Genomic DNA, 19,992 nt, shown 5'->3' with positions numbered 1-19,992 from the left:
GATTGTCTACTACTATAGAGGTACAGACCACATGGGGGAGGTACCGGATGAAAACACTGGGATCGGGGAAAGTCACCTTCTATGCGCCAAATGGTACGGCGCTGGAGTTCAAAGGGGAAATCGACGTGCGGGGAGATCGGGTATCGGTTACGGAGATTATTTACTTCAACGGCAAACCAAACGGAGCCCGCGAGATGAATCTGCCGCTCGGGCAGTCCGTCATCTATTGGGACCCGGAAGTCTATGAGGAAATCGGTTTCGAAGCATAAACGTGAGATGCGAGAGCAAAGCAGTCTTGCCGCCGGCAGGGCTGCTTTCTGCTTCCCGGGGAGCCTGCAGGGGTTCTATCCCGGCTGCTTTTATGATACGATGAAGCGTGGACGACATGTTGCGAGGGAAGTGATCCTTTTGATCGATCATATTTTGGAACGAGCCTTGGCGGGAGAACGCCTGGGACTGGAAGACGGGTTGGAGCTGTTTGCCAGCAATGAACTGGAAAAGCTGGGCCATTACGCCAATCTCGTCATGCAAAAATGGCATCCGGAGCCGATTACGACGTTCGTCATCGGGCGAAATGTCAATTATACCAACGTATGCGATACGTATTGCCGATTCTGCGCTTTTTACAGGCCGCCCGGATCGAAAGAGGGCTACGTCCTGTCCAATGAAGAGATTTACCAAAAAATTCAGGAGACCGTCGACGTCGGAGGTACGGAGATATTGATGCAGGGCGGGACCAATCCGGATCTGCCGCTTGACTATTACCTCGAATTGTTGCGCGGCATCAAGCAGCGGTTTCCACAGATCACGATGCACTCGTTTTCCACGGCGGAAGTCAAAAAGATGGCGGACGTCTCCGGACTTCCGATCGAGGAAGTGCTGCGCCAGTTGAAACAGGCCGGCCTTGATTCCCTGCCGGGAGCAGGGGGAGAGATTCTCGACGATCGGACGCGGCGAAAAATTTCCCGTCTGAAAGGCTCCTGGAAAGAGTGGATCGATATCCAAAAAGCGGCCCACCGCGCCGGCTTGCCGGGAACAGCGACGATGGTGATCGGCTTTGGCGAGGAGATGGAGGAGCGGGTGCTCTCTCTCATGCGCATACGCGAAGCGCAGGATGAGACGGGCGGCTTTACCGCCTTCATCACCTGGACGTTCCAGCCGGACAACACCAATATGAAAGCAGTCAACAACACGCCCGAGGAGTATCTGAAAACGCTGGCGATTGCCCGGCTGATGCTGGACAACATCCCCAACTTCCAATCCTCCTGGGTGACCATGGGGCCGGAGATCGGGAAGCTGTCGCTCAGCTACGGGGCCAATGACTTCGGCTCCACGATGATGGAGGAAAATGTCGTGTCGGCAGCCAAATGCGCCTATAAGGTAAATACCAACCTGATCCTGCAATTGATCAGGGAGGCGGGGAAAATCCCGGCACAGCGAAACACCAAGTACGAGATCCTGCGCGTCTTCCAGGAAGGCGAGCAGGCCGAAGTGGACTTTGTGATGCAAAATTAACCAGTTGCACCATGCCCAGAGAAAAGAAAAACGTACACGGCGCCGCTCGCAGGCGTCGTGTTTTTATTTGCCCTGCAACCTTCCCGCTCTTTCCATCCGTTTAAAAGTATATCGCCCCTGGTGGGACATATACTGTAACTACATTGCGGATTGGGGGGATCAAGATGCAAGTGTACGCCCTGTTATTTGAAAATATCCCTGCTCATTGTGATGCGTTTCGCTCCATTTTGGGGGACTTGACGGAGCGGGTCAAGACCGATCCGGTATGCATTACATATGAGGAATACGAGCAGGGTGACTATAGATTGTTCCGCTTCCAGAGCTGGTGCCGCGAAGAGTACAACGCGGAGACGATCGACTGGGCGCGGGCGTTTATCGCATTGGCAGTGGCCGAGTGGGTCCTCCGCGTCAAAGAGCCGGAAGTCATGGAAGAGATGGCAGCCGACTTGATGGAGGCGGAGCTGCTCGAAGAGGAGTGGCCGTCTGTCCTCCCGTTTATCCATCGGCTCTGTCTGGAACAAGATTTCACCGAAAGTGCCCTGCACATGTCGACGAGGAAAGCGAAGGTCTACCGAAAGGTCTTTGACTACTTCGAAGACGAGCGGCAGTTAAACGTGCTCGGTTTTGTCCGCTTTCGGCTGCAGGAGCACTGGAATGACCTGTTCGAACTGGTGGAGACCGGTCTGGACGACTATCTGGAGGATCAGCAGTACCAGGAATTCGTGGACCTCCTGCGTTACTTCGTCGCGGATCAGGAGACGAAGCAGGAAGTGGTGCACGTCGTTCCTAGTGTGGACAAACCTTTCCATCTCTATGACAAACAGGGGAATCGAATCTTTCTGGAGCAGCTGGATGCGATCCTGTGCGTAGAGGAGCAGCGCTGCCGGGAAGAGGATTATCTGGTCAGTGCCCTGGTCACGCTGGCGCCGGAGCGGATCATCCTTCATCTGGGCGAGGACAGGCTCCCGTTGATCCAGACCGTGAGAAGCATTTTCGAAGCGCGGACGGTCACCTGTCATTCCTGCTCCCTTTGCCTGTCGGGCAGACGCATACTTGACGGGAACAAACCGACTCCTTTATAATACGAAAAACAACTCCACACGGAAAATACAATGAGAAGGACATGAAGAATGCTGTCGCAGCTTCAGAGAGGCGGGTCACAGGCTGGAAGCCCGCTGCATGCAGGTATTGCTTTACCCCCTTCGAGTAGCCGCCGGGAACGAACAGAGCGGAGTCTCTTCCCTCTGCAGTATCGGCGAGCCGGTTTACACCGTTATTTGGATCAAAGCGTTCTGCCTTGATCTCTTCTCCGCCCGCGGCCCGGCATGGCCTGGCGCACAGCAGCAGAGGAGAGAGGCAGTTCACAAGGGTGGTACCGCGGGTAACAAGCACTCGTCCCTTTGGGGATGCAGTGCTTTTTTGATTTCCCTGAAATGAAAAAAACTGAAACTGGAAAGGAAGTATGGCTTGTGGCACAAATTCATGTGACTTTTCCCGACGGCGCCGTCCGTCCCTATGAAGCAGGCGTCTCCATCGAAGAAATCGCCGGCTCCATCAGCTCCAGCCTGAAGAAAAAGGCGGTAGCCGGAAAAATAAACGGCAAGGTCGTCGATCTCTATACGCCAGTCGAGGAGGATGCCGCTGTCGAAATCGTGACGCTGGACTCCGCCGACGGTCTGGAAGTCTATCGGCACAGCACCGCTCACCTGCTGGCCCAGGCAGTCAAGCGACTGTACGGCAAAGAGGTGAGACTGGGAATCGGCCCTGTCATCGAAGACGGCTTCTACTACGATATGGACATCCCGGCAGCACTCACGCCGGACGACCTCCCCAAAATCGAAGCCGAGATGGAAAAAATCATCAAGCAGGACCTGCCGATCCGCCGCAAAGAGGTAAGCCGCGAAGAAGCGCTGGCCATGTTCTCCGAGCTGAACGATCATCTGAAGCTGGAGCTGATCCGCGATCTGCCAGAGGATGCAGTCATCACCATCTATGAGCAGGGTGAATTTTTCGACCTGTGCCGCGGCCCGCATCTGCCGTCTACCGGCTATATCAAGGCCTTCAAGCTGATGAGCGTAGCCGGCGCATACTGGCGCGGCAAGTCGGAGAACCAGGTATTGCAGCGCGTATACGGCACAGCCTGGCCGAAAAAAGCGGAGCTGGACGAGTACCTGCATTTCATCGAAGAAGCGAAAAAACGGGATCACCGCAAATTGGGCAAAGAGCTGGAGCTGTTCATGTTCTCCGAAGAAGCGCCCGGCATGCCTTTCTTCCTGCCGCACGGCTTCACTGTCCGCAACGAGCTGGAACAGTTCTCCCGCCGCTTGCAGCAGCTCGCCCATTACACAGAGGTGCGCACGCCGTTTATCATGAATCAGCGTCTCTGGCTCCAGTCCGGCCACTGGGATCACTATCATGAAAACATGTACTTCTCCGAGGTGGACGACACCACGTATGCGCTCAAGCCGATGAACTGTCCGGGCCATATGCTGATTTACAAAAACAAAATGCACTCTTACCGGGACCTGCCGATCCGCTATTCCGAATTCGGCCAGGTGCACCGCCACGAATACTCCGGCGCGCTGAACGGCTTGCTCCGGGTGCGCACTTTCTGCCAGGACGATGCCCACGTCTTCGTGCGTCCTGACCAGATCGAGAGCGAAATCAAAAACATGATCCAACTGATCGACCGGATCTACAAGGTGTTTGGCTTCGAGTACAGTGTCGCATTGTCCACGCGTCCCGAAGACTCGATGGGTTCCGACGAGCTGTGGGAGATCGCCGAAACCTCGCTGAAAAACGTGTTGGAGCAGGCTGGCATGCCGTATGAGATCAAGGAGGGAGACGGCGCCTTCTACGGTCCGAAGATCGACTTCCAGATCACAGACGCGCTGAAGCGCCGCCACCAATGCGGCACCATCCAGCTCGACTTCCAGATGCCGGAGAAGTTCGACCTGAGCTATGTCGGCCAGGACAACGAAAAGCACCGCCCGGTCGTTCTGCACCGCGCGATGTACGGTTCGATGGAGCGCTTTATCGGCATCCTGATCGAGCACTACGCAGGCGCGTTCCCGGTTTGGCTCACGCCGGTGCAGGTGCGCCTGATGACCATCAACGAGGTTCATGTGGAGTATGCGCAAAAAGTGAAGGAACAAATGGAGCAGGCGGGCATTCGCGTAGAACTGGATGCGCGCAACGAAAAAATCGGCTACAAAATCCGCGAAGCGCAAGTGCAAAAAATCCCGTACATGCTGGTCATCGGGGAAAACGAAGTGGCAGAGGGCACCCTCTCCGTACGCAAGCGCGGTGTGGGTGACGAAGGCGCCATGACCGTGGCGGCCTTCCTCGACAAGATCCAAAAAGAGATTGCCGAGATGAAATAAAACGGGTTACTCCGTTTGGGTGTTAGATCAAAAAAAGAGAAAGGTGCTGTCCGCAAATAGCCGGACAGCACCTTTTTTGATTGCAGCTTCGCCTGATTGGACTTCTCTGTTTTTCCTGAGCTTAATGTCCCACATACCTGGCGTACAAGATCCGGGCCACGCCGATGTCATCCGTTCCCTGTACGAGCACCCGTCCATCTTTGAAAAAGACAAGCGTATAATCGTCCGCGTGAAAGCGGAGCAAAAACGGATTTTTTTCCACGCGTCCGATGCGCTGAAACCTCTCGGCCAGCTGCTCCAGATCGACCGTTCGCGGATGTGTCGGACTGATTTGCACCGTGTCCCTGCCGCAGAGCGTAGCGAAATCCTCCGTCTCCGCATCTCCGCTGTCCAGGTAGCTGAAGCTCCTCTTCGCGCAGGCGGGACAGTTGGGGTTTTTTCCCTCGCGGATATCCATCTGCAGCTGATCATTGTGCCAGATGTCGAACTGCTCCAGGTGGGGATTCAGCCTGTCTTCGGCACCGACAAGCAATTTCAAGCCTTCGGTGGCCTGGTAGGAGGCGACGAGATGGACGGCGGGGCCGATGACGCCGACCGTGTCGCAGGTCTCGCCCCGGCCGGCCGGCGCGTGAGGGAAGAGGCAGCGGAAGCAAGGGGTGATGCCCGGCCGGATGACGGCAAACATGCCTCTCGCGCTGACCACGCCGCCATAGACCCAGGGGATCTGATGCTTGACGGCCACGTCGTTGATCAGATACCGGACCTGGAAATTATCCGTGCCGTCGAGGATCAGGTCGGCGTCGGCGAGCAAGGACTCGGCATTGACCGGCCCGAGGTCGGCGATCACGCCTTCGATCGTGATGCCGGAATTGACGGCCTGCAATTTTTGCGTCGCGGCCACGGCTTTCGGCAGATGCTGGCGGGCATCTTCCTCATCGTAAAGCATCTGCCTCTGAAGATTGCTTTCCTCGACAAAATCGCGGTCGATCAACCGCACATGTCCCACTCCGGCGCGGACCATGTGATTGGCCAGCACCGTTCCGAGTGCGCCCATGCCGACGATGACAGCTTTCTTTTGTCCGAGCCGCTCCTGACCCTCCCTGCCGATCGGGGCGAATCGTATCTGCCGGGAATAGCGTTGCTTTTGATCCGGATTCATGGGTTCCCCTCTTTTCCGCTTTCAATCGCATTTGATCTCGGGCCAATCACTTGTCAGTAAATCATCCGGCCGCAGAGGAAGTCATCCAGTTCGCTGGTTTGCGGCTGTGCGAAGAAAGCCTCCGTCTCCCCGCGCTCCACGATGCTTCCCTTATGGATAAACAGACAATGGTCGGTCAGACGCCGGGCCTGCTGCAAATTATGCGTCACAATCAATACGGTGGTTTGCCGCTCTTGATGAATCGCTTGAATCACGCGCTCGAAAATGGCGATGTGGTATGGATCGAGGTTGGCTGTCGGTTCGTCGAGAAAAAGCAGGTCGGGCTGATAGACGAGCACGCGGGCGAGAGCGATCCGCTGCGCCTCTCCTCCAGACAGGGTATGCGCCCGCTGGGTAGCCGTATGCTCCAGCTCTACCAGACGGAGCGCTTCGCCGACCCGCGTCTGGATCTCCTCGCGAGCCATGCCGCGGTAGCGCAGGCCGAGCGCCACATTGTCAAAAACGGTGGCGTCAAACATCGTCGGCTTTTGCTGCACATAGCCGATTCTGCGCTGCAGCGAAAGGCCGCCGGCATGCGTGAGGGACGGCAGATGGATGTTCTCGCCGAAAACGTTCAACCAGCCGGCCGCCGGTCTCTCCAACAGGCTCAGCACGCGCAGCAGCGTGCTTTTTCCAGAGCCGCTGGGACCGACGATCCCGTAGATTTTGCCGCGGTTAAAAGACGCCTTTTCTACATGCAGCACTGTTTTTCCTGCAAAGGCTACTTGCAGGTGCTCAAGCTCCAGGTATGCCATGTCGTCATCTCCGCCCGTTGTTTTTTAATTGTTGGAGCACTCCCGAGACGAGGAAGCTGTTAAACAAAAAGCTGATCAACAAGAGCACCAGGCCGAGCTGCAGTCCGGCACTGAAGTTGCCCATTCTCGTCTCCAGAATGATCGCGGTCGTCATGACGCGGGTGTGATGCTCGATATTTCCCCCCACCAGCATCACGGCGCCCACTTCGGAGATCGCTCGTCCATAGGCGGCCGCCACTCCCGCCCAGATGCCTTTGCGCGCTTCGCGGATGATCGTGGCGACCAGCTGCCAGGGGCTGGCCCCGAGGCTCTTGGCTGTTTCCCAGTATGCTCGCTCCTTGGAATGGACAGCCGACATGGTCAGGCCGGCGAGGATGGGAGTGACCAGCACGAACTGAGCGATGACCATCGCCTCCGGGGTGAACAGAAGGCCGAGGGAGCCGAGCGGGCCGTAGCGGGAGAGCAGCAGGTAGACGAGTACGCCTACCAGTACCGGAGGCAGTCCCATGCAGGTGTAGATCAGGATGACGGCGAGACGTTTTCCCGGGAAAGAATACAGGCCGAGAAAGGCACCCAGAGGGATGCCCGCGCACGCGCCGAGCAGGATGGCAGTAGTCGTCACCTTCAGGGAGAGCCAGATGATCTCCCATACCTCAGGAGTCATATGCATGCGGCGGGGCTCCTAGCGCTTCTGTGCCGCAGGGACAAACAGCCCTTTGCCGTATTTGTCCACGCCAAACTCGCCGATTCGTTTCTGCCCCTCCGCTCCGACGAAGAACTGGATCAGCTTTTCCGCTTCTGCCGGCTTTGCCGTCGATTTGACCTGGATGATGCCGTACGGGTTCAAAAGCGATTGGTCCCCCTGCATGAGGACCTGCAGATTCATTTTCCGCGACAGAAAGGTGGCTTCATCCGTCAGGGTATAGGCGCCTTTTTCATCCGCCATTTGCAGGGTAGCGCCCATTCCCTGGCCCGAGGAGAGATACCAGTCGCCCTCAGGCGTGATCCCCGCCTCTTTCCAGATGCTCTTCTCTTTTTTGTCCGTGCCGGAATCGTCGCCGCGAGAGATGAACAGCGCCTGGCTCCGAGCGATGGCGGCGAAGGCCTCGGCAGCTTTTTTGGCGGATTTGACTCCCGCCGGATCCTGCTCGGGACCGACGATGTAAAACTGGTTGTACATGACATCGTGGGCATTGATCCCGAAGCCTTTGGAGACGAATTCGTCTTCCGCCTTGCGCGAATGGACGAGGACGACATCCGCATTGCCGTCTTCTCCCAGTTTGATTGCCTGGCCGGTGCCGACCGCAATCACTTTTACCTTGATCCCGGTACTTTGCTCAAAATGCGGCAGCAGGGCATCCAGCAAGCCGGAGTCCTGCGTGCTGGTCGTGGTCGCCAGGACGATCTCCTGGCCGGCTGATGATGCGTTCGCGCCGGTTTGCGCGGATGGATTGGCGTCACCTGTCGGCGGCGCCTCTCCCGCAGCAGCAGACTGGGGTGCGTTGCCCTGAGCGGAGGGGGAGGTGGCTGCGGGGCCGACCGATGCCGTCGAACAGGCGGCGAGAAACAAGCTCAAGAGAATCACCATACAGGTAAACAGGGAACGGTTGCGATGCATCTCACTCATCTCCTTTGAAATCAGCTTGAAAAGAATATCCTCACGTGCGGTCGATGATTTTTCCGGTGGAAGCGATCCCGTAGCCGCCGAGAGCCACTACTTGCTGCTTGAAAGCCGGATCGCGGAGCACCTCCAGAAATACGCGAAAGCGCTCCTGGTTTAGCAGTCTGGCCGGGATCACCAGATCGTAGCGCTCCTCCTGCACCGGGTAAAAATCTAGCCCCAGCCCTCTGGCGGCGCTCTCGATCCCCAGCGCGGCGTCGGCTTCTCCGCGCAGCACGGCCGAGGCGAGCTCGTAATGGGTGCTCACCTCTCGCTCGTAGCCGGGAATGCTCTCGGCAGAGAGGCCCGCTTGCCGGAGCTTGAAGTCGAGCAAGACCCGCGTCCCCGAGCCGCGCTGACGATTGACGATGCGATGCCGGCCCGACAGGAACTCCTCCCAGCTGGTAATCAGCCGCGGATTGCCCGTCGGCACGATAAAGCCCTGCCAACGGCTGACCAGATTGACGACAGCCACTTGCTCATTGGGCAGCATCGAACGGATATACGGCAGATTGTACTCGCCCGTCATCTGATCCAGCAGATGACAGCCCGCCATATCGACCCGCCCCTTGTACAGCTCGATCAGTCCGTCCATGCTTCCGGAATAGGCCGGAAACAGCGTGATCCCCCGCTTTCCCAGGGCCCGGCTGAGCAGGTCGAGCGAAAGATCATGGCTGCCGGCAAAGTAGATTTCCAGCTGCGTTTTCCCGCTGTCAGGCGGGACGGCGCCGCTGCGAATCGGAGCCGAAACATCTTGCGTCGATTTGTGCTGGCGCATGAATTGGTCCAGATCGGCGCGAAGAATGCGGAGGGCTCGTCCAATTTTAGCTGCGGGCAGCTCCTTTCGCTTGATCATTTCATAGACCGTGTACTTGGACAGTTTTAATACCGAAGCGACCTCCTCCGGTGTCAGGTACGCCCTTTCCATGACACCCCCCCTTTTCATCCGCATAATTTGGTTTCGTTTGGTTTTGTTGGGAATCGTTTGGCATGATTTGGTTAAAACTAACATACTTGAGGAAGGATTCGATTGGCAAGAGATTCGACCGAAAAAATAATCGAAAAATTTATAATTTTGCCGATGCATTGCAGGTCTAGCGGGAGGAGATCCCACATAAAAGTCGAACTAGGTGAATATTGTTTGAATTCAACAATATGGGAAAAAGGGGGACGTACGCGATGAACCTGGGAGGTTTTAAAAACCGCGAAATTTTGGTCGATCTCTCCTCCGGAGCCGTTGATTATCGGGAAATCAATGAGGAATTGGCCAAGAAGTATATCGGCGGCCGCGGGCTGGGAGTGAAATACGTCTACGACAACGGGCCGCAGGTGGAACCGTTTTCCGAAGAGAACATCCTCTGTGTCATGACGGGACCGGTGACGGGCTCCCGTTCGGCGATGAGCGGCCGCCTCTGCATGGTGACCAAATCTCCGCTGACCAACACCGTGACGGACTCGCACATGGGCGGATGGTCGGCAGCGCGGCTGAAGTGGGCCGGCATCGACAACGTCATTATCAAAGGAAAGAGCGATCGCCCGGTTTACCTCTACATCGAAAACGGCCAGGGCGAGTTGCGTGACGCCAGCGACCTCTGGGGACAGGGTACCCGCGCGACGGTCAAAGCCATGCAGGAGCGCTACGGCAAAGAAGACCTGAGTGTGATCTGCATCGGACAAGCGGGAGAAAATCTGATTCGCTACGCGGGCTTTATGAACGAGAATGACCGGGCTGCCGGCCGGGGCGGCACTGGGGCGGTCGCAGGCAGCAAAAAGCTGAAAGCGATCGTAATCAAGGCGGCGCAAAAAGGGAACATGCCGACGCCAGCGCAGGATGAAGAGTATAAACAAGCCAACCAGAAAGCGCTCAAGGCGATTATGGAAGGCGGCCTGACGGCACCGAAAAAAGGCGGCCTCTCTGTCTACGGCACCAACGTCCTCACCAATATCATCAACGAAGTGGGCGCACTTCCCGCGATGAACTCCAAGTTCTCGCACTGGGAGGGAGCCGAGGGCCACAGCGGCGAGACGGTCAATGCCACTCTGCTGGTTGCGGACAACACCTGCCACGCTTGTCCGGTAGCCTGCAAAAAGGAAGTGGAAGTGAAGGAAGGCAAGTACAAGACCCGCGTCGAAAGTTTTGAGTACGAGTCCGGCTGGGCGCTCGGGGCAAACTGCGGACTGGGTGATGCGGCGGCCATCTCCTACATCATCAATCTCTGCAACGAGCACGGGATGGATACGATCGAGCTCGGAAATACGCTCTCCTGTATGATGGAGGCCTATGAGCGCGGCTTGACCGAGGAGCGGATCGATTGGGGCGATGCCGACCGGATGATCGAACTGACCGAGATGCTCGTCTTCCGCCGGGGCATCGGCGATGTTCTCGCCGAGGGAACAGCGCGCGCGGCCAAGTATTTCGGCGACGAAAATCTGGCCATGGTCGTCAAGGGGCAAGCGATTCCGGCCTACGATCCGCGCGGCATCCAAGGCATCGGGCTGGGCTATGCCACCAGCAACCGGGGAGCCTGCCATTTGCGCGGCTATACGGTCGCGAGCGAGATCGCGGGCATTCCGATGCCGACCGACCGCCTGCAGCCAGAAGGAAAAGGCGAGCTGCTGAAGGTATTCCAAGACCTCTTGGCGTTCTCCGATTCGATGAATATCTGCAAATTCTCCTCCTTCTCGGAAAACGCCGAGAACTACGCGGAGCAGTATTCCGCCATGACGGGCGTGCCGGTTACAGCCGATGACGTCATGAAAATCGGCGAGCGCATCTACAATCTGGAGCGCCACTACAACAATCTGGCTGGCTTTGACAAGCGGGAAGACGACTACCTGCCGAAGCGCTTTACGGAAGAGGCGGCGACCGGCAACAGCGCTGGACACGTCAGCCGGATGGATATCATGCTGGATGAATATTACCAGGTGCGCGGCTGGGTAGATGGCGTCGTGCCGGAGGAAAAACTGAAAGAGCTCGGCATCGCGTAAATGCCAACGAAAAAAAGGTGGAGACCTCATCCACCTTTTTCCCGCTCTTTTGCTTCTTGTTTCGATCGTTTACCGGCAGAGTGGCTGCGGGCGGTCAGCCTCCGACGCGAAGCACTTTTACGCGAAATTGCTTGAGCACGGGGGCCAGGCGCTCCTCTTCTTCCGCCCGAAAGCGGATAAACACAGCCTGGACGTGAAAGCGGGAGGTGATGCTGACTGTCTCCTCCCGCAGCACGTCCGCCTCCCAGCCCTCGCCTCTGATGGTGAGAGGGAGCGTATCGCTGAGCGCTTTACCGGCCCGATCTACGGCAGCATCTCCAGGAGGCGCGCCGCCGCACTCGATGAGATACGTGACCAGATGGGAGAGGGGAATGCCGCGCAGCTCCAGTGTTTCTTCGATCATGTCAGCCTCCTGCCACAGGAGGGAACAGCGCAAACTGATCATCTTCCTGCACTTCTGTCTCCAGCCCCTCAGCGTGAATGACGTTGCGTCCGTTGAGGAAGACGTGTACGAATGGTTTGAGTGTTCGCTCCGGTGTGAAGACCTCATCTTCCAACGCAGGATACATACGGATCAGCGTCTCAAGAATGTCGATGACCCGATTTCCGTTATCCGTAGGCACTTCCACCGACTTGGCATCGCAGATTTCACGGAAATTGGCAAATACCTTTACTCTCATATCGGAATTTTCTCCTTTTTCTTACTTATTATAGTCGAAGTAGTGAGCAAGCTGCATACTGAAAAAGAGGGAGGCAGACATGAAATTTTTCAAAGTAAAAACCGTCTCTGAAACCTTGTCCATCATCGCCGAACAATTCCATCCCTTCCGCCCTCCGATCAAGCTGCCGATCACCGAGGCATGCGGCATGGTGCTGGCGGAAGACGTGATCTCCGGCGAGCAGGTTCCCCATTTTGCCCGTTCGACCGTAGACGGCTTTGCCGTGAGGGCGCAGGATACCTACGGGGCCTCCGATTCCTTGCCCGCCTTTCTGGACATTACCAGTCGGATCGAAATGGGGCGGGCGGCACAGGTGCTACTGAAGGAGGGACAGGCTCAGGCCATTCCCACGGGCGGCATGCTTCCGGCAGGCGCGGACAGCGTGGTGATGATTGAGCATGTCGAAGAGATCGGCGAGCTGTTAAATGTGTACCGGCAGGTCGCGCCCGGCGAGAATGTCATCCGCGCCGGGGATGATGTGGAGCGCGGGGAACTGGTCATGTCGGCCGGCCACCGGCTGCGTCCGCAGGATTTGGGCGTCTTGTCCGCCATCGGCAGAACAGAGGTGCAGGTATTTCCCCGGCCCACGATCGGGATCCTCTCCACCGGCGATGAAGTCGTGCCGACGGAGAAAAAAGAACTGGCGCCCGGTGAAGTGCGGGATATCAACAGCGTGACTGTCGGCGCCATCGCCCGGCAGCACGGCGCCATCGTCATCCAGGGGGGCATCGTCCGGGATGATTACGAGCTGTTTGCCGCAAGGGCACGGGAGCTGTTTGACCAAGTGGATGTTCTCATCCTGTCCGGGGGCAGTTCGGTGGGCACGAGAGATTTTACGGTGCAAGTGATGCAGTCACTGGGAGAGCCCGGCGTCCTCGTGCACGGTGTCGCCACCAAGCCGGGCAAGCCGACGATTCTCGCCAAGGCGGGTGACAAGCCGGTGATGGGCTTGCCCGGCCACCCCGTATCCGCGCAGATCATGTTTCAGCTGTTGGCAGTTCCGCTATTGGAGAGACTGCAGGGAGTCCGCGCCCGCCAGACGGATGTGCGGCTGTCTGCCAAGCTGTCGCGCAACGTCGCTTCGGCAGTAGGGCGGACCGACTACATCCGGGTCAAGCTGGAGGAGCGGGCAGACGGCTTGTGGGCGATCCCCGTCTTCGGCAAGTCGGGGTTGATCTCTACGCTGGTGGAGAGCGAGGGAATCGCGGAGATCCCCGAGAATAAAGAGGGTGTGCTGGAAGGCGAGACGGTGAAGGTATACCTGATCCAATAAACGCCATCCAATCCCCTGTCAACCACCCATGATAGAAAACATTCGCAGGAGGAAAGCATGCGGAAAATCTACTTGGAAGATACCCCGCTCGGAGAAGCGCAGGAGAAAATCAAACAGCGGGTTCATTTTTCACCCAAAACCGAAGTGATTCCCACGGCCGAGGCCCTGGGTCGGGTCACGGCTGAGCCGATCTACGCCAAAGTCTCCATGCCCAACTACCACGCTTCCGCGATGGACGGCATCGCTGTCAAAGCGGAGAAAACCTACGCGGCGCATGAGCAGCATCCGGTTCATCTGAAGCGGGGCGAGGATTATATAGAGGTAGACACGGGCGATCCGATCCCGGATGGGTTTGACGCCGTGATCATGATCGAGCATGTGCATCAGGTAGACGAGGAGACGATCGAAATCCTGGAGGCGGCAGCTCCCTGGCAGCATATTCGCCCGATCGGCGAGGATGTCGTCGTCGGCGAGGTCATCGTCCCCGCGAGGCACAAGCTGCGTCCGGTCGATCTGGGAGCGCTGCTGGCGGGAGGCATCGTGAGCGTGCCTGTCTTCCGGAAGCCGAGGGTCGTCATCATTCCCACCGGTTCGGAGCTGATCCCGCCGTCGGAGCATGTGGCCGAAGGGGAGATTATCGAGTTTAACGGCACCGTCTTTGCCGCATACTTGCGGGAGTGGGGAGCAGAGCCGATCCTGCGCGGCATCGTAGCGGACGACTACGCCCTGATCCGCGAGGCGCTGCGGGAAGCCGTGCAGGAGGCCGACCTGGTGCTCCTCAATGCCGGATCATCCGCGGGACGGGAGGATTTTACCGTCCACGTGGTGGAAGAGCTGGGAGAGGTGCTCACTCACGGCGTTGCGACCCGCCCCGGCAAGCCGGTGGTCGTCGGCATCGTCGAGGGCAAGCCGGTGATCGGCCTGCCGGGCTACCCAGTCTCCGCCTACTTAAATCTGGAATGGTTTGCCCGTTCGCTCATTCACCATTATTATGGAAGCATGGAGCCGGAGCGGCCGCGGATCGAAGCGACCATCGGCAGGCGCATCGTCTCCGTCATGGGCGCAGAGGATTTTATCCGCATGACCGTCGGCTGCATTGATGGAAAATACATTGCCAATCCCCTGACCCGCGCAGCGGGCGTCACGATGTCGATGGTTCGGGCGGACGGCCTATTGCGCATCCCGCCCGGCCATCTGGGCTACGAGCAGGGAGAGACGGCTCAGATCGAACTGTACCGCCCGCTGGAGCAGATTCACCATACGATCGTGGCGACCGGCAGCCATGACCTGACGATGGACGTGCTGGATATGCTGCTCCGTAAGTCCCGTCCCGACCGCTTCCTCGTCTCTTCCCACGTCGGGAGCATGGGCGGAATCATGGCGATTCAAAAAGGCGAGGCCCATATCGCCGGCATCCATCTGTTTGATGAGAGCAGCGGCACCTACAATCAGCCGTTTGTGGAGAAATACCTTCGCGGCCAGGATGTGGCGCTCGTGCAGCTGGTCTACCGCCAGCAGGGCTGGATCGTGAAAAAAGGCAATCCGCTGGGGATCAGGACGGTTGCGGATTTGGCCCAGCCCGGCGTCACCTACATCAATCGGCAGCGGGGCGCAGGGACCCGGCTTTTGCTCGATTACCTGCTGGGGCAGGAGGGCATCGACAGGGAAGCGATCTACGGCTATACACGCGAGGCCGTCTCTCATTTGAGCGTCGCTGCCGCGGTAGCAGGCGGTACGGCAGATGTCGGACTGGGCATCTACTCCGCGGCCAAGGCGATGAATCTGGATTTCATTCCTGTCGCCGAAGAGCGGTATGATCTGTTGATGCGCGGCTCGTTTTTCCGCAGCCGGGAAGGAGAGCAGCTGCTGGAATGCATCCGCTCCCCGCAGTTTGCCCAGGAAGTAGAGCGGCTGGGGGGCTATCATTGTCGAGATTCAGGCAGTATTCTATATTTGTCGCCCCATCCCTGGCCGGTTTGATCGGTTGGCCAGCGGAAGCATCGGGGAAAAAAGGAGTGGTCAGCGATGGAAAAGCAAGTGTTTGATTCACAAAAACGTCCTCTCCGTGATTTGCGCATCTCTGTGACAGACAAATGCAATTTTCGCTGCCAATATTGCATGCCCGCCGAAATATTCGGGCCGGACTATCCGTTTTTGCCGCAGCACAAGCTGCTTTCCTTTGAAGAAATTACGAGATTGACCGGAATCTTTACTTCGCTGGGCGTGGAAAAAATCCGCATCACCGGCGGCGAGCCTTTGATGCGGCGGAATCTGGCCGACCTGATCCGCATGATTCGCCAAGTGGACGGCGTCCGGGATATCGCGATGACCACGAACGGCTCTCTGCTTGCGAGGCACGCCGAAGAGCTGAAAGCGGCCGGACTGGACCGGGTGACCGTGAGCCTGGACAGCTTGGACGATGAGCGCTTCGGGCGGATCAACGGCAGGGGCTACCGGGTGGAGCAGATCCTGGAGGGGATCGAAGCCGCCGCCGCCGCCGGACTTGGCGTCAAGATCAATATGGTCGTGCAGCGCGGTGTCAACGACCAGGACATCCTGCCGATGGCCCGCTATTTTCGGGAAAAAGGGCATATCCTCCGCTTCATCGAATTCATGGATGTGGGCAACAGCAACGGCTGGAAGCTGGATCAGGTGGTCCCGTCGCGGGAAATCATCCGGATGATTCACGCCGAGATGCCGCTGGAACCAGTGAATCCCAATTATTACGGCGAGGTCGCTTCCCGCTACCGCTATGCCGGTACGGAGCAGGAAATCGGTCTGATCTCTTCTGTGACGCAGGCGTTTTGTTCCACTTGTACCAGGGCCCGCTTGTCGGCAGAGGGGCGCATGTACAACTGCCTGTTCGCCTCTGAGGGAGAAGATCTGCGTGACCCGCTGCGCGCGGGGATGAGCGACGAAGAGCTGCGCGAGAAGATCAGCGCCATCTGGACCCGCCGCGATGACCGGTATTCGGAGGAGAGGCTGAAGCATACGCCGGGCATCTCCCAGCGGACCAAGGTGGAAATGTCCCATATCGGTGGATGAGGTTCGTACCCCTTGACAAGATGGAGATCACCCGGTATGATTAGTGGAGTATAAACACTTATACCTTCGAGAAAAAGCAGGAGCGCCCAGCTTCTCACCTGGTTCGACGTCCTTGGACTGTTGACAGGTCACTCGCAAAGCAATCTGTGAATCTGTTGTATTTGCTAGGTGAGATATGTGCGGGCGCGTTGGCGTTCGCACATTTTTGTTCCTTCTCGAAAATGACGGAGGTGGCAAGTATTAGCAAGGATCAACTGATAGTGAACGAAGCGATTCGTGCCCGTGAAGTCCGATTGATTGGATCTGACGGGAGCCAGCTTGGAGTCGTGCCTATTAAAGAAGCGCTGCGCATCGCGCAGGAAGCCGATCTTGACCTGGTAAACGTAGCTCCTACAGCCAAGCCGCCGGTATGTCGCATCATGGACTACGGCAAGTTCAAGTACGAACAGGCGAAAAAGGAGAAGGAAGCTCGCCGGAACCAGAAAATCATCGAATTGAAAGAAGTTCGCTTTTCTTCCAATATCGAGGAACACGATTTTCAAACGAAGCTTCGCAACGTCCGCAAGTTTTTGGAAGACCAGCACAAGGTCAAGTGCTCCATCCGCTTCCGTGGACGTGAAATCACTCACTCCGAGATCGGGCAACAAGTCTTGGAACGTGTCGCCAGCCTTTGCGAGGACATTGCAGCTCCAGAGCGCAAGCCAAAGATCGAAGGACGCAGCATGATCATGATTATGGTGCCGAAAGCGGAAAAGTAAAATTGGGGCCACGCCGCCTCAAAACTGCAGTCTAGGACAGGAGGATTCACCACTATGCCGAAAATGAAAACTCATAAAGGCGCTGCAAAACGTTTCAAAAAGACTGGCACTGGTCAACTGAAGCGTGATCACGCCTACACCAGCCACTTGTTCGCCAACAAGTCCACCAAAGCGAAGCGCCACCTGCGCAAAGGCGCTTTGGTATCCAAAGGCGACCAAAAACGCATCGAGCAACTGGTAACGTACTTGTAATCAACCGTTTTTTGACCCAACAAACACTTTTCTCAGCATGTGCTCCCTAAGTGCCCTTGCAGCGGATGCGTAAGCAGGTCCGGTTTGCGGCCTCTGCGCGCTGCCGAATGCATCTGGCCGCCATGCTGGAATATCAGGAGGAGTTTAGTATGCCAAGAGTAAAAGGTGGCATTATCGCACGCCGTCGTCATAAAAAAATCCTGAAGCTGGCGAAAGGATACTTCGGTTCCAAGCATCGCCTGTTTAAATCCGCGAACGCACAGGTAATGAAATCCCTGATGTATGCGTATCGCGACCGTCGCAACAAAAAACGTGATTTCCGCAAACTGTGGATCACTCGTATCAACGCGCAAGCTCGCATGAACGGTCTGTCCTACAGCCGTCTGATGCACGGCCTGAAAGTAGCGGGCGTAGAAGTAAACCGCAAAATGCTGGCTGACCTGGCTGTGAATGACAAAGTAGCATTCAACGAGTTGGCTGCTGTAGCAAAAAGCAAACTGAACGCGTAAGAACGTACGTAAAAAACCGGCCTTCCTCTCAAGGGAAGACCGGTTTTTTTGATGGGCAGAAATCTGTAAAATTGTACCTACTCCGTAATCTTCACCTTCAGCTCCAGGAACTTGACCGTCCGGCTCGTCAACTCCTTCTCTTTGACCAGCTCGCCTGCAAACTTTTCCCCGTTGGGGCCGTAGGCATCTCTGACGGTCGGCCAGGGAGGGTTTTCAGGAATCACCTCGATGCGATAGTCGTATTCTTTGCTATTTTTCGGATGGGGAAATTGCAGCGTAAAGGAGCCGTCGGGCAATACCTGCGTGCGGTCATTGTAGCCGTAGTGCGTCGTGCCGGGCAGCTCGATATCGCCCGTCACGCTTGTACCTTCTAGCAGATTGCTCTTCACCTTGATATAGACAAACTCGTCATCCTTCGTCACCGCCGGTTTTAGCCAGACGAGCGGCTCGCCGTAATCTGCCGGCCTATCCCACACAGGCGTCTCGTAGGAGACCGTGGTATTTACGGGGGAAGCCGGGTCTACATAAAAGTGATAGCCGAGGTAATTCCACACCTCTGCAAAGTTGCTGTCCTGATAGACAAAGGGGCCATCGAACTTCTCGCCGCCGGGTCCGTACATCTCTTTGTGGCGGTCGCTTTGCCCGCTGAGCGAAAAGTACAGCTTAACGTCCATCGTATGTTTGACCTTTGGTTTTTTTACGGTCAGCTCAAAGCTGCCGTCTTCGCCTACCACGGCTTCTCCCTTATACCCGTACATATCGTATCTCTTCGCAGTGACTTCGGCCCTCAGGATCGCCCCCGGCAACAGATCGGTGGTCCCTTTGATGACCAGATCATTTTCGTGGACGGTGAGCTGGGCGTCGAGCTTGACCTCTATCTTTTTCTGATCCTCCCCGGCATCGCTGGCTGTCTCGTCGCCAACCTCCGATGGGGCGGCATCGCCAGACGGTTTCCCGGTGAGTTCGGAGGGGGACCCGGTGGCGGCTGCGGCATCTGCCGCCTCTCCGGAAGCAGCCCAGTCACCGGGCGTCTACTTCTTTGCCCCTCCCGATAAAGGAGATTCGGATCAGTAAATAAACGGAGCCGCGCAGACCTGCCCATCGTCTGTGCGGCTTTTTTGCGGGAGTACCCTGACCTCTCCATATTGAATTGTTTGTCGGGACGAATATCCACTTGCCGCCGTTCTTCATATGATGTGGGGGAAAGCCTAGCAGGAAGGGAGAGTACCCGCATGACTGATCACCTGAGGTTTTCCAGCGATGAGCTGAATTTGGCCGCTTATCGGCTGGAAACCAAGCAGCCGCAGGATGTAATTGCCTGGGGTATTGAACAATTTGGCACAAAGATCGTGCTGGCATCCAGCTTTGGCGCTGAGGATGTGGTCCTGATCGACATGCTTCACAAGCTGGCTCCTGACACCCCCATCTTCTATCTGGATACAGGCAAGCATTTTCCGGAGACCTTGATGACCAGGGATCGTCTGCAGGAGCGCTACGGCATGTCATTCATTCAAGTGCTGCCGAAGCTCAGCCTGGAGGAACAAGCGGCCCAATACGGCGACCAGCTTTGGGAGATTGAACCGAATCTCTGCTGCCAGCTCCGCAAAGTGGAACCGTTGGCAGACATTCTTTCCACATATAGCGCATGGATTACGGGGATTCGCCGGGAGCAGGCGCCTACCCGGGCCCATGCCAAAAAAGTAGAGTGGGATGAGAAATTTCAGTTGGTCAAGCTGAATCCGCTGGCGGACTGGACGATGGAACAGGTATGGTCCTATATCCGGGCGCATGATGTCATTTACAATCCCTTGCATGATCAGCATTACCCCAGCATCGGCTGCAGCGTGTGCACGCGTCCGGTGAAGCCGGGAGAGGATCCGCGCGCAGGACGCTGGAGCGGCTTTGCCAAGACCGAGTGCGGCTTGCACAAATGAAGG

The 19,992-nt window shown here is 57.1% G+C and carries 20 protein-coding genes; 12 read left to right on the top strand and 8 right to left on the bottom strand.

Annotated elements, in window-relative coordinates; all coding sequences use genetic code 11:
* Positions 1-47 precede the first annotated feature (47 nt).
* The 4 genes from JD108_RS16420 to thrS all read left to right on the top strand — a co-directional run bounded on the left by JD108_RS16420 (position 48) and on the right by thrS (position 4,898).
* A complete protein-coding gene (locus tag JD108_RS16420) occupies positions 48-269 on the top strand; it encodes a hypothetical protein (RefSeq protein ID WP_198826998.1) in 222 nt (73 codons plus the stop codon).
* A gap of 139 nt (positions 270-408) precedes the next feature.
* Positions 409-1,515 (top strand): cyclic dehypoxanthinyl futalosine synthase, encoded by a 1,107-nt coding sequence (mqnC, locus tag JD108_RS16415; RefSeq protein WP_198826997.1) that lies wholly within the window; start codon positions 409-411, stop codon positions 1,513-1,515.
* 164 nt (positions 1,516-1,679) lie between these two features.
* Positions 1,680-2,597, top strand: a complete 918-nt coding sequence (gene ytxC, locus JD108_RS16410; RefSeq protein WP_198826996.1) for a putative sporulation protein YtxC — start codon at positions 1,680-1,682, stop codon at positions 2,595-2,597.
* A 387-nt stretch (positions 2,598-2,984) separates the two neighbouring features.
* Positions 2,985-4,898 (top strand): threonine--tRNA ligase, encoded by a 1,914-nt coding sequence (gene thrS / locus JD108_RS16405; RefSeq protein WP_198826995.1) that lies wholly within the window; start codon positions 2,985-2,987, stop codon positions 4,896-4,898.
* A gap of 121 nt (positions 4,899-5,019) precedes the next feature.
* On the opposite strand, the gene JD108_RS16400 is transcribed toward thrS, so the two are convergent.
* From JD108_RS16400 to JD108_RS16380, 5 genes are read right to left on the bottom strand one after another with little or no spacing between them, the layout of a single operon-like run.
* Positions 5,020-6,057: a ThiF family adenylyltransferase gene (locus JD108_RS16400; protein ID WP_198826994.1), complete on the bottom strand. Its 1,038-nt coding sequence runs from the start codon at positions 6,055-6,057 to the stop codon at positions 5,020-5,022.
* Positions 6,058-6,110: 53 nt separating this feature from the next.
* Entirely contained in the window at positions 6,111-6,851 is a 741-nt protein-coding gene (locus JD108_RS16395) for an ABC transporter ATP-binding protein (protein ID WP_198826993.1), read from the bottom strand.
* 4 nt (positions 6,852-6,855) lie between these two features.
* Complete coding sequence (locus JD108_RS16390; protein ID WP_198826992.1) at positions 6,856-7,521, bottom strand: ABC transporter permease; 666 nt, start codon at positions 7,519-7,521, stop codon at positions 6,856-6,858.
* Between the two features lie 12 nt (positions 7,522-7,533).
* Positions 7,534-8,469: an ABC transporter substrate-binding protein gene (locus tag JD108_RS16385; protein ID WP_228728169.1), complete on the bottom strand. Its 936-nt coding sequence runs from the start codon at positions 8,467-8,469 to the stop codon at positions 7,534-7,536.
* A 40-nt stretch (positions 8,470-8,509) separates the two neighbouring features.
* Positions 8,510-9,439: a helix-turn-helix transcriptional regulator gene (locus tag JD108_RS16380; protein ID WP_198826991.1), complete on the bottom strand. Its 930-nt coding sequence runs from the start codon at positions 9,437-9,439 to the stop codon at positions 8,510-8,512.
* Between the two features lie 251 nt (positions 9,440-9,690).
* On the opposite strand from JD108_RS16380, the gene JD108_RS16375 reads away from it, so the two are divergent.
* Entirely contained in the window at positions 9,691-11,499 is a 1,809-nt protein-coding gene (locus JD108_RS16375; protein WP_198826990.1) for an aldehyde ferredoxin oxidoreductase family protein, read from the top strand.
* Positions 11,500-11,593: 94 nt separating this feature from the next.
* On the opposite strand, the gene JD108_RS16370 is transcribed toward JD108_RS16375, so the two are convergent.
* Positions 11,594-11,902, bottom strand: a complete 309-nt coding sequence (locus tag JD108_RS16370) for a MoaD-like domain-containing protein (RefSeq protein WP_198826989.1) — start codon at positions 11,900-11,902, stop codon at positions 11,594-11,596.
* A gap of 1 nt (position 11,903) precedes the next feature.
* The gene (locus tag JD108_RS16365) at positions 11,904-12,179 is read right to left on the bottom strand and encodes a ubiquitin-like small modifier protein 1 (protein WP_198826988.1); all 276 of its coding nucleotides are present in this window, start codon (positions 12,177-12,179) and stop codon (positions 11,904-11,906) included.
* Positions 12,180-12,258: 79 nt separating this feature from the next.
* Between JD108_RS16365 and JD108_RS16360 the strand changes: the two genes are divergently transcribed.
* The 6 genes from JD108_RS16360 (at position 12,259) to rplT (ending at position 18,055) form a co-directional block, all read left to right on the top strand.
* Entirely contained in the window at positions 12,259-13,491 is a 1,233-nt protein-coding gene (locus JD108_RS16360) for a molybdopterin molybdotransferase MoeA (protein WP_198827076.1), read from the top strand.
* A gap of 57 nt (positions 13,492-13,548) precedes the next feature.
* Positions 13,549-15,471, top strand: coding sequence for a molybdopterin biosynthesis protein (locus JD108_RS16355; protein ID WP_198826986.1), 1,923 nt, complete (start codon positions 13,549-13,551; stop codon positions 15,469-15,471).
* Between the two features lie 45 nt (positions 15,472-15,516).
* Positions 15,517-16,536 (top strand): GTP 3',8-cyclase MoaA, encoded by a 1,020-nt coding sequence (moaA, locus tag JD108_RS16350; protein ID WP_198827075.1) that lies wholly within the window; start codon positions 15,517-15,519, stop codon positions 16,534-16,536.
* Between the two features lie 221 nt (positions 16,537-16,757).
* Positions 16,758-17,294 (top strand): translation initiation factor IF-3, encoded by a 537-nt coding sequence (gene infC / locus JD108_RS16345; protein WP_198830160.1) that lies wholly within the window; start codon positions 16,758-16,760, stop codon positions 17,292-17,294.
* A 54-nt stretch (positions 17,295-17,348) separates the two neighbouring features.
* Entirely contained in the window at positions 17,349-17,546 is a 198-nt protein-coding gene (gene rpmI / locus JD108_RS16340) for a 50S ribosomal protein L35 (RefSeq protein ID WP_198827074.1), read from the top strand.
* A gap of 149 nt (positions 17,547-17,695) precedes the next feature.
* Positions 17,696-18,055, top strand: coding sequence for a 50S ribosomal protein L20 (gene rplT, locus JD108_RS16335; protein ID WP_198827073.1), 360 nt, complete (start codon positions 17,696-17,698; stop codon positions 18,053-18,055).
* Positions 18,056-18,132: 77 nt separating this feature from the next.
* On the opposite strand, the gene JD108_RS16330 is transcribed toward rplT, so the two are convergent.
* Complete coding sequence (locus JD108_RS16330) at positions 18,133-18,813, bottom strand: hypothetical protein (protein WP_198827072.1); 681 nt, start codon at positions 18,811-18,813, stop codon at positions 18,133-18,135.
* Positions 18,814-19,287: 474 nt separating this feature from the next.
* Between JD108_RS16330 and JD108_RS16325 the strand changes: the two genes are divergently transcribed.
* Complete coding sequence (locus JD108_RS16325; RefSeq protein WP_198827071.1) at positions 19,288-19,989, top strand: phosphoadenylyl-sulfate reductase; 702 nt, start codon at positions 19,288-19,290, stop codon at positions 19,987-19,989.
* The last annotated feature ends 3 nt before the right edge of the window (positions 19,990-19,992 follow it).

The sequence above is a fragment of the Brevibacillus composti genome, from assembly GCF_016406105.1.
In the GTDB taxonomy this organism is placed as follows: Bacteria; Bacillota; Bacilli; order Brevibacillales; family Brevibacillaceae; genus Brevibacillus; species Brevibacillus composti.
Note: the sequence above shows the minus strand (reverse complement) of the source record. Positions and strands in the feature narration are given on the sequence as shown.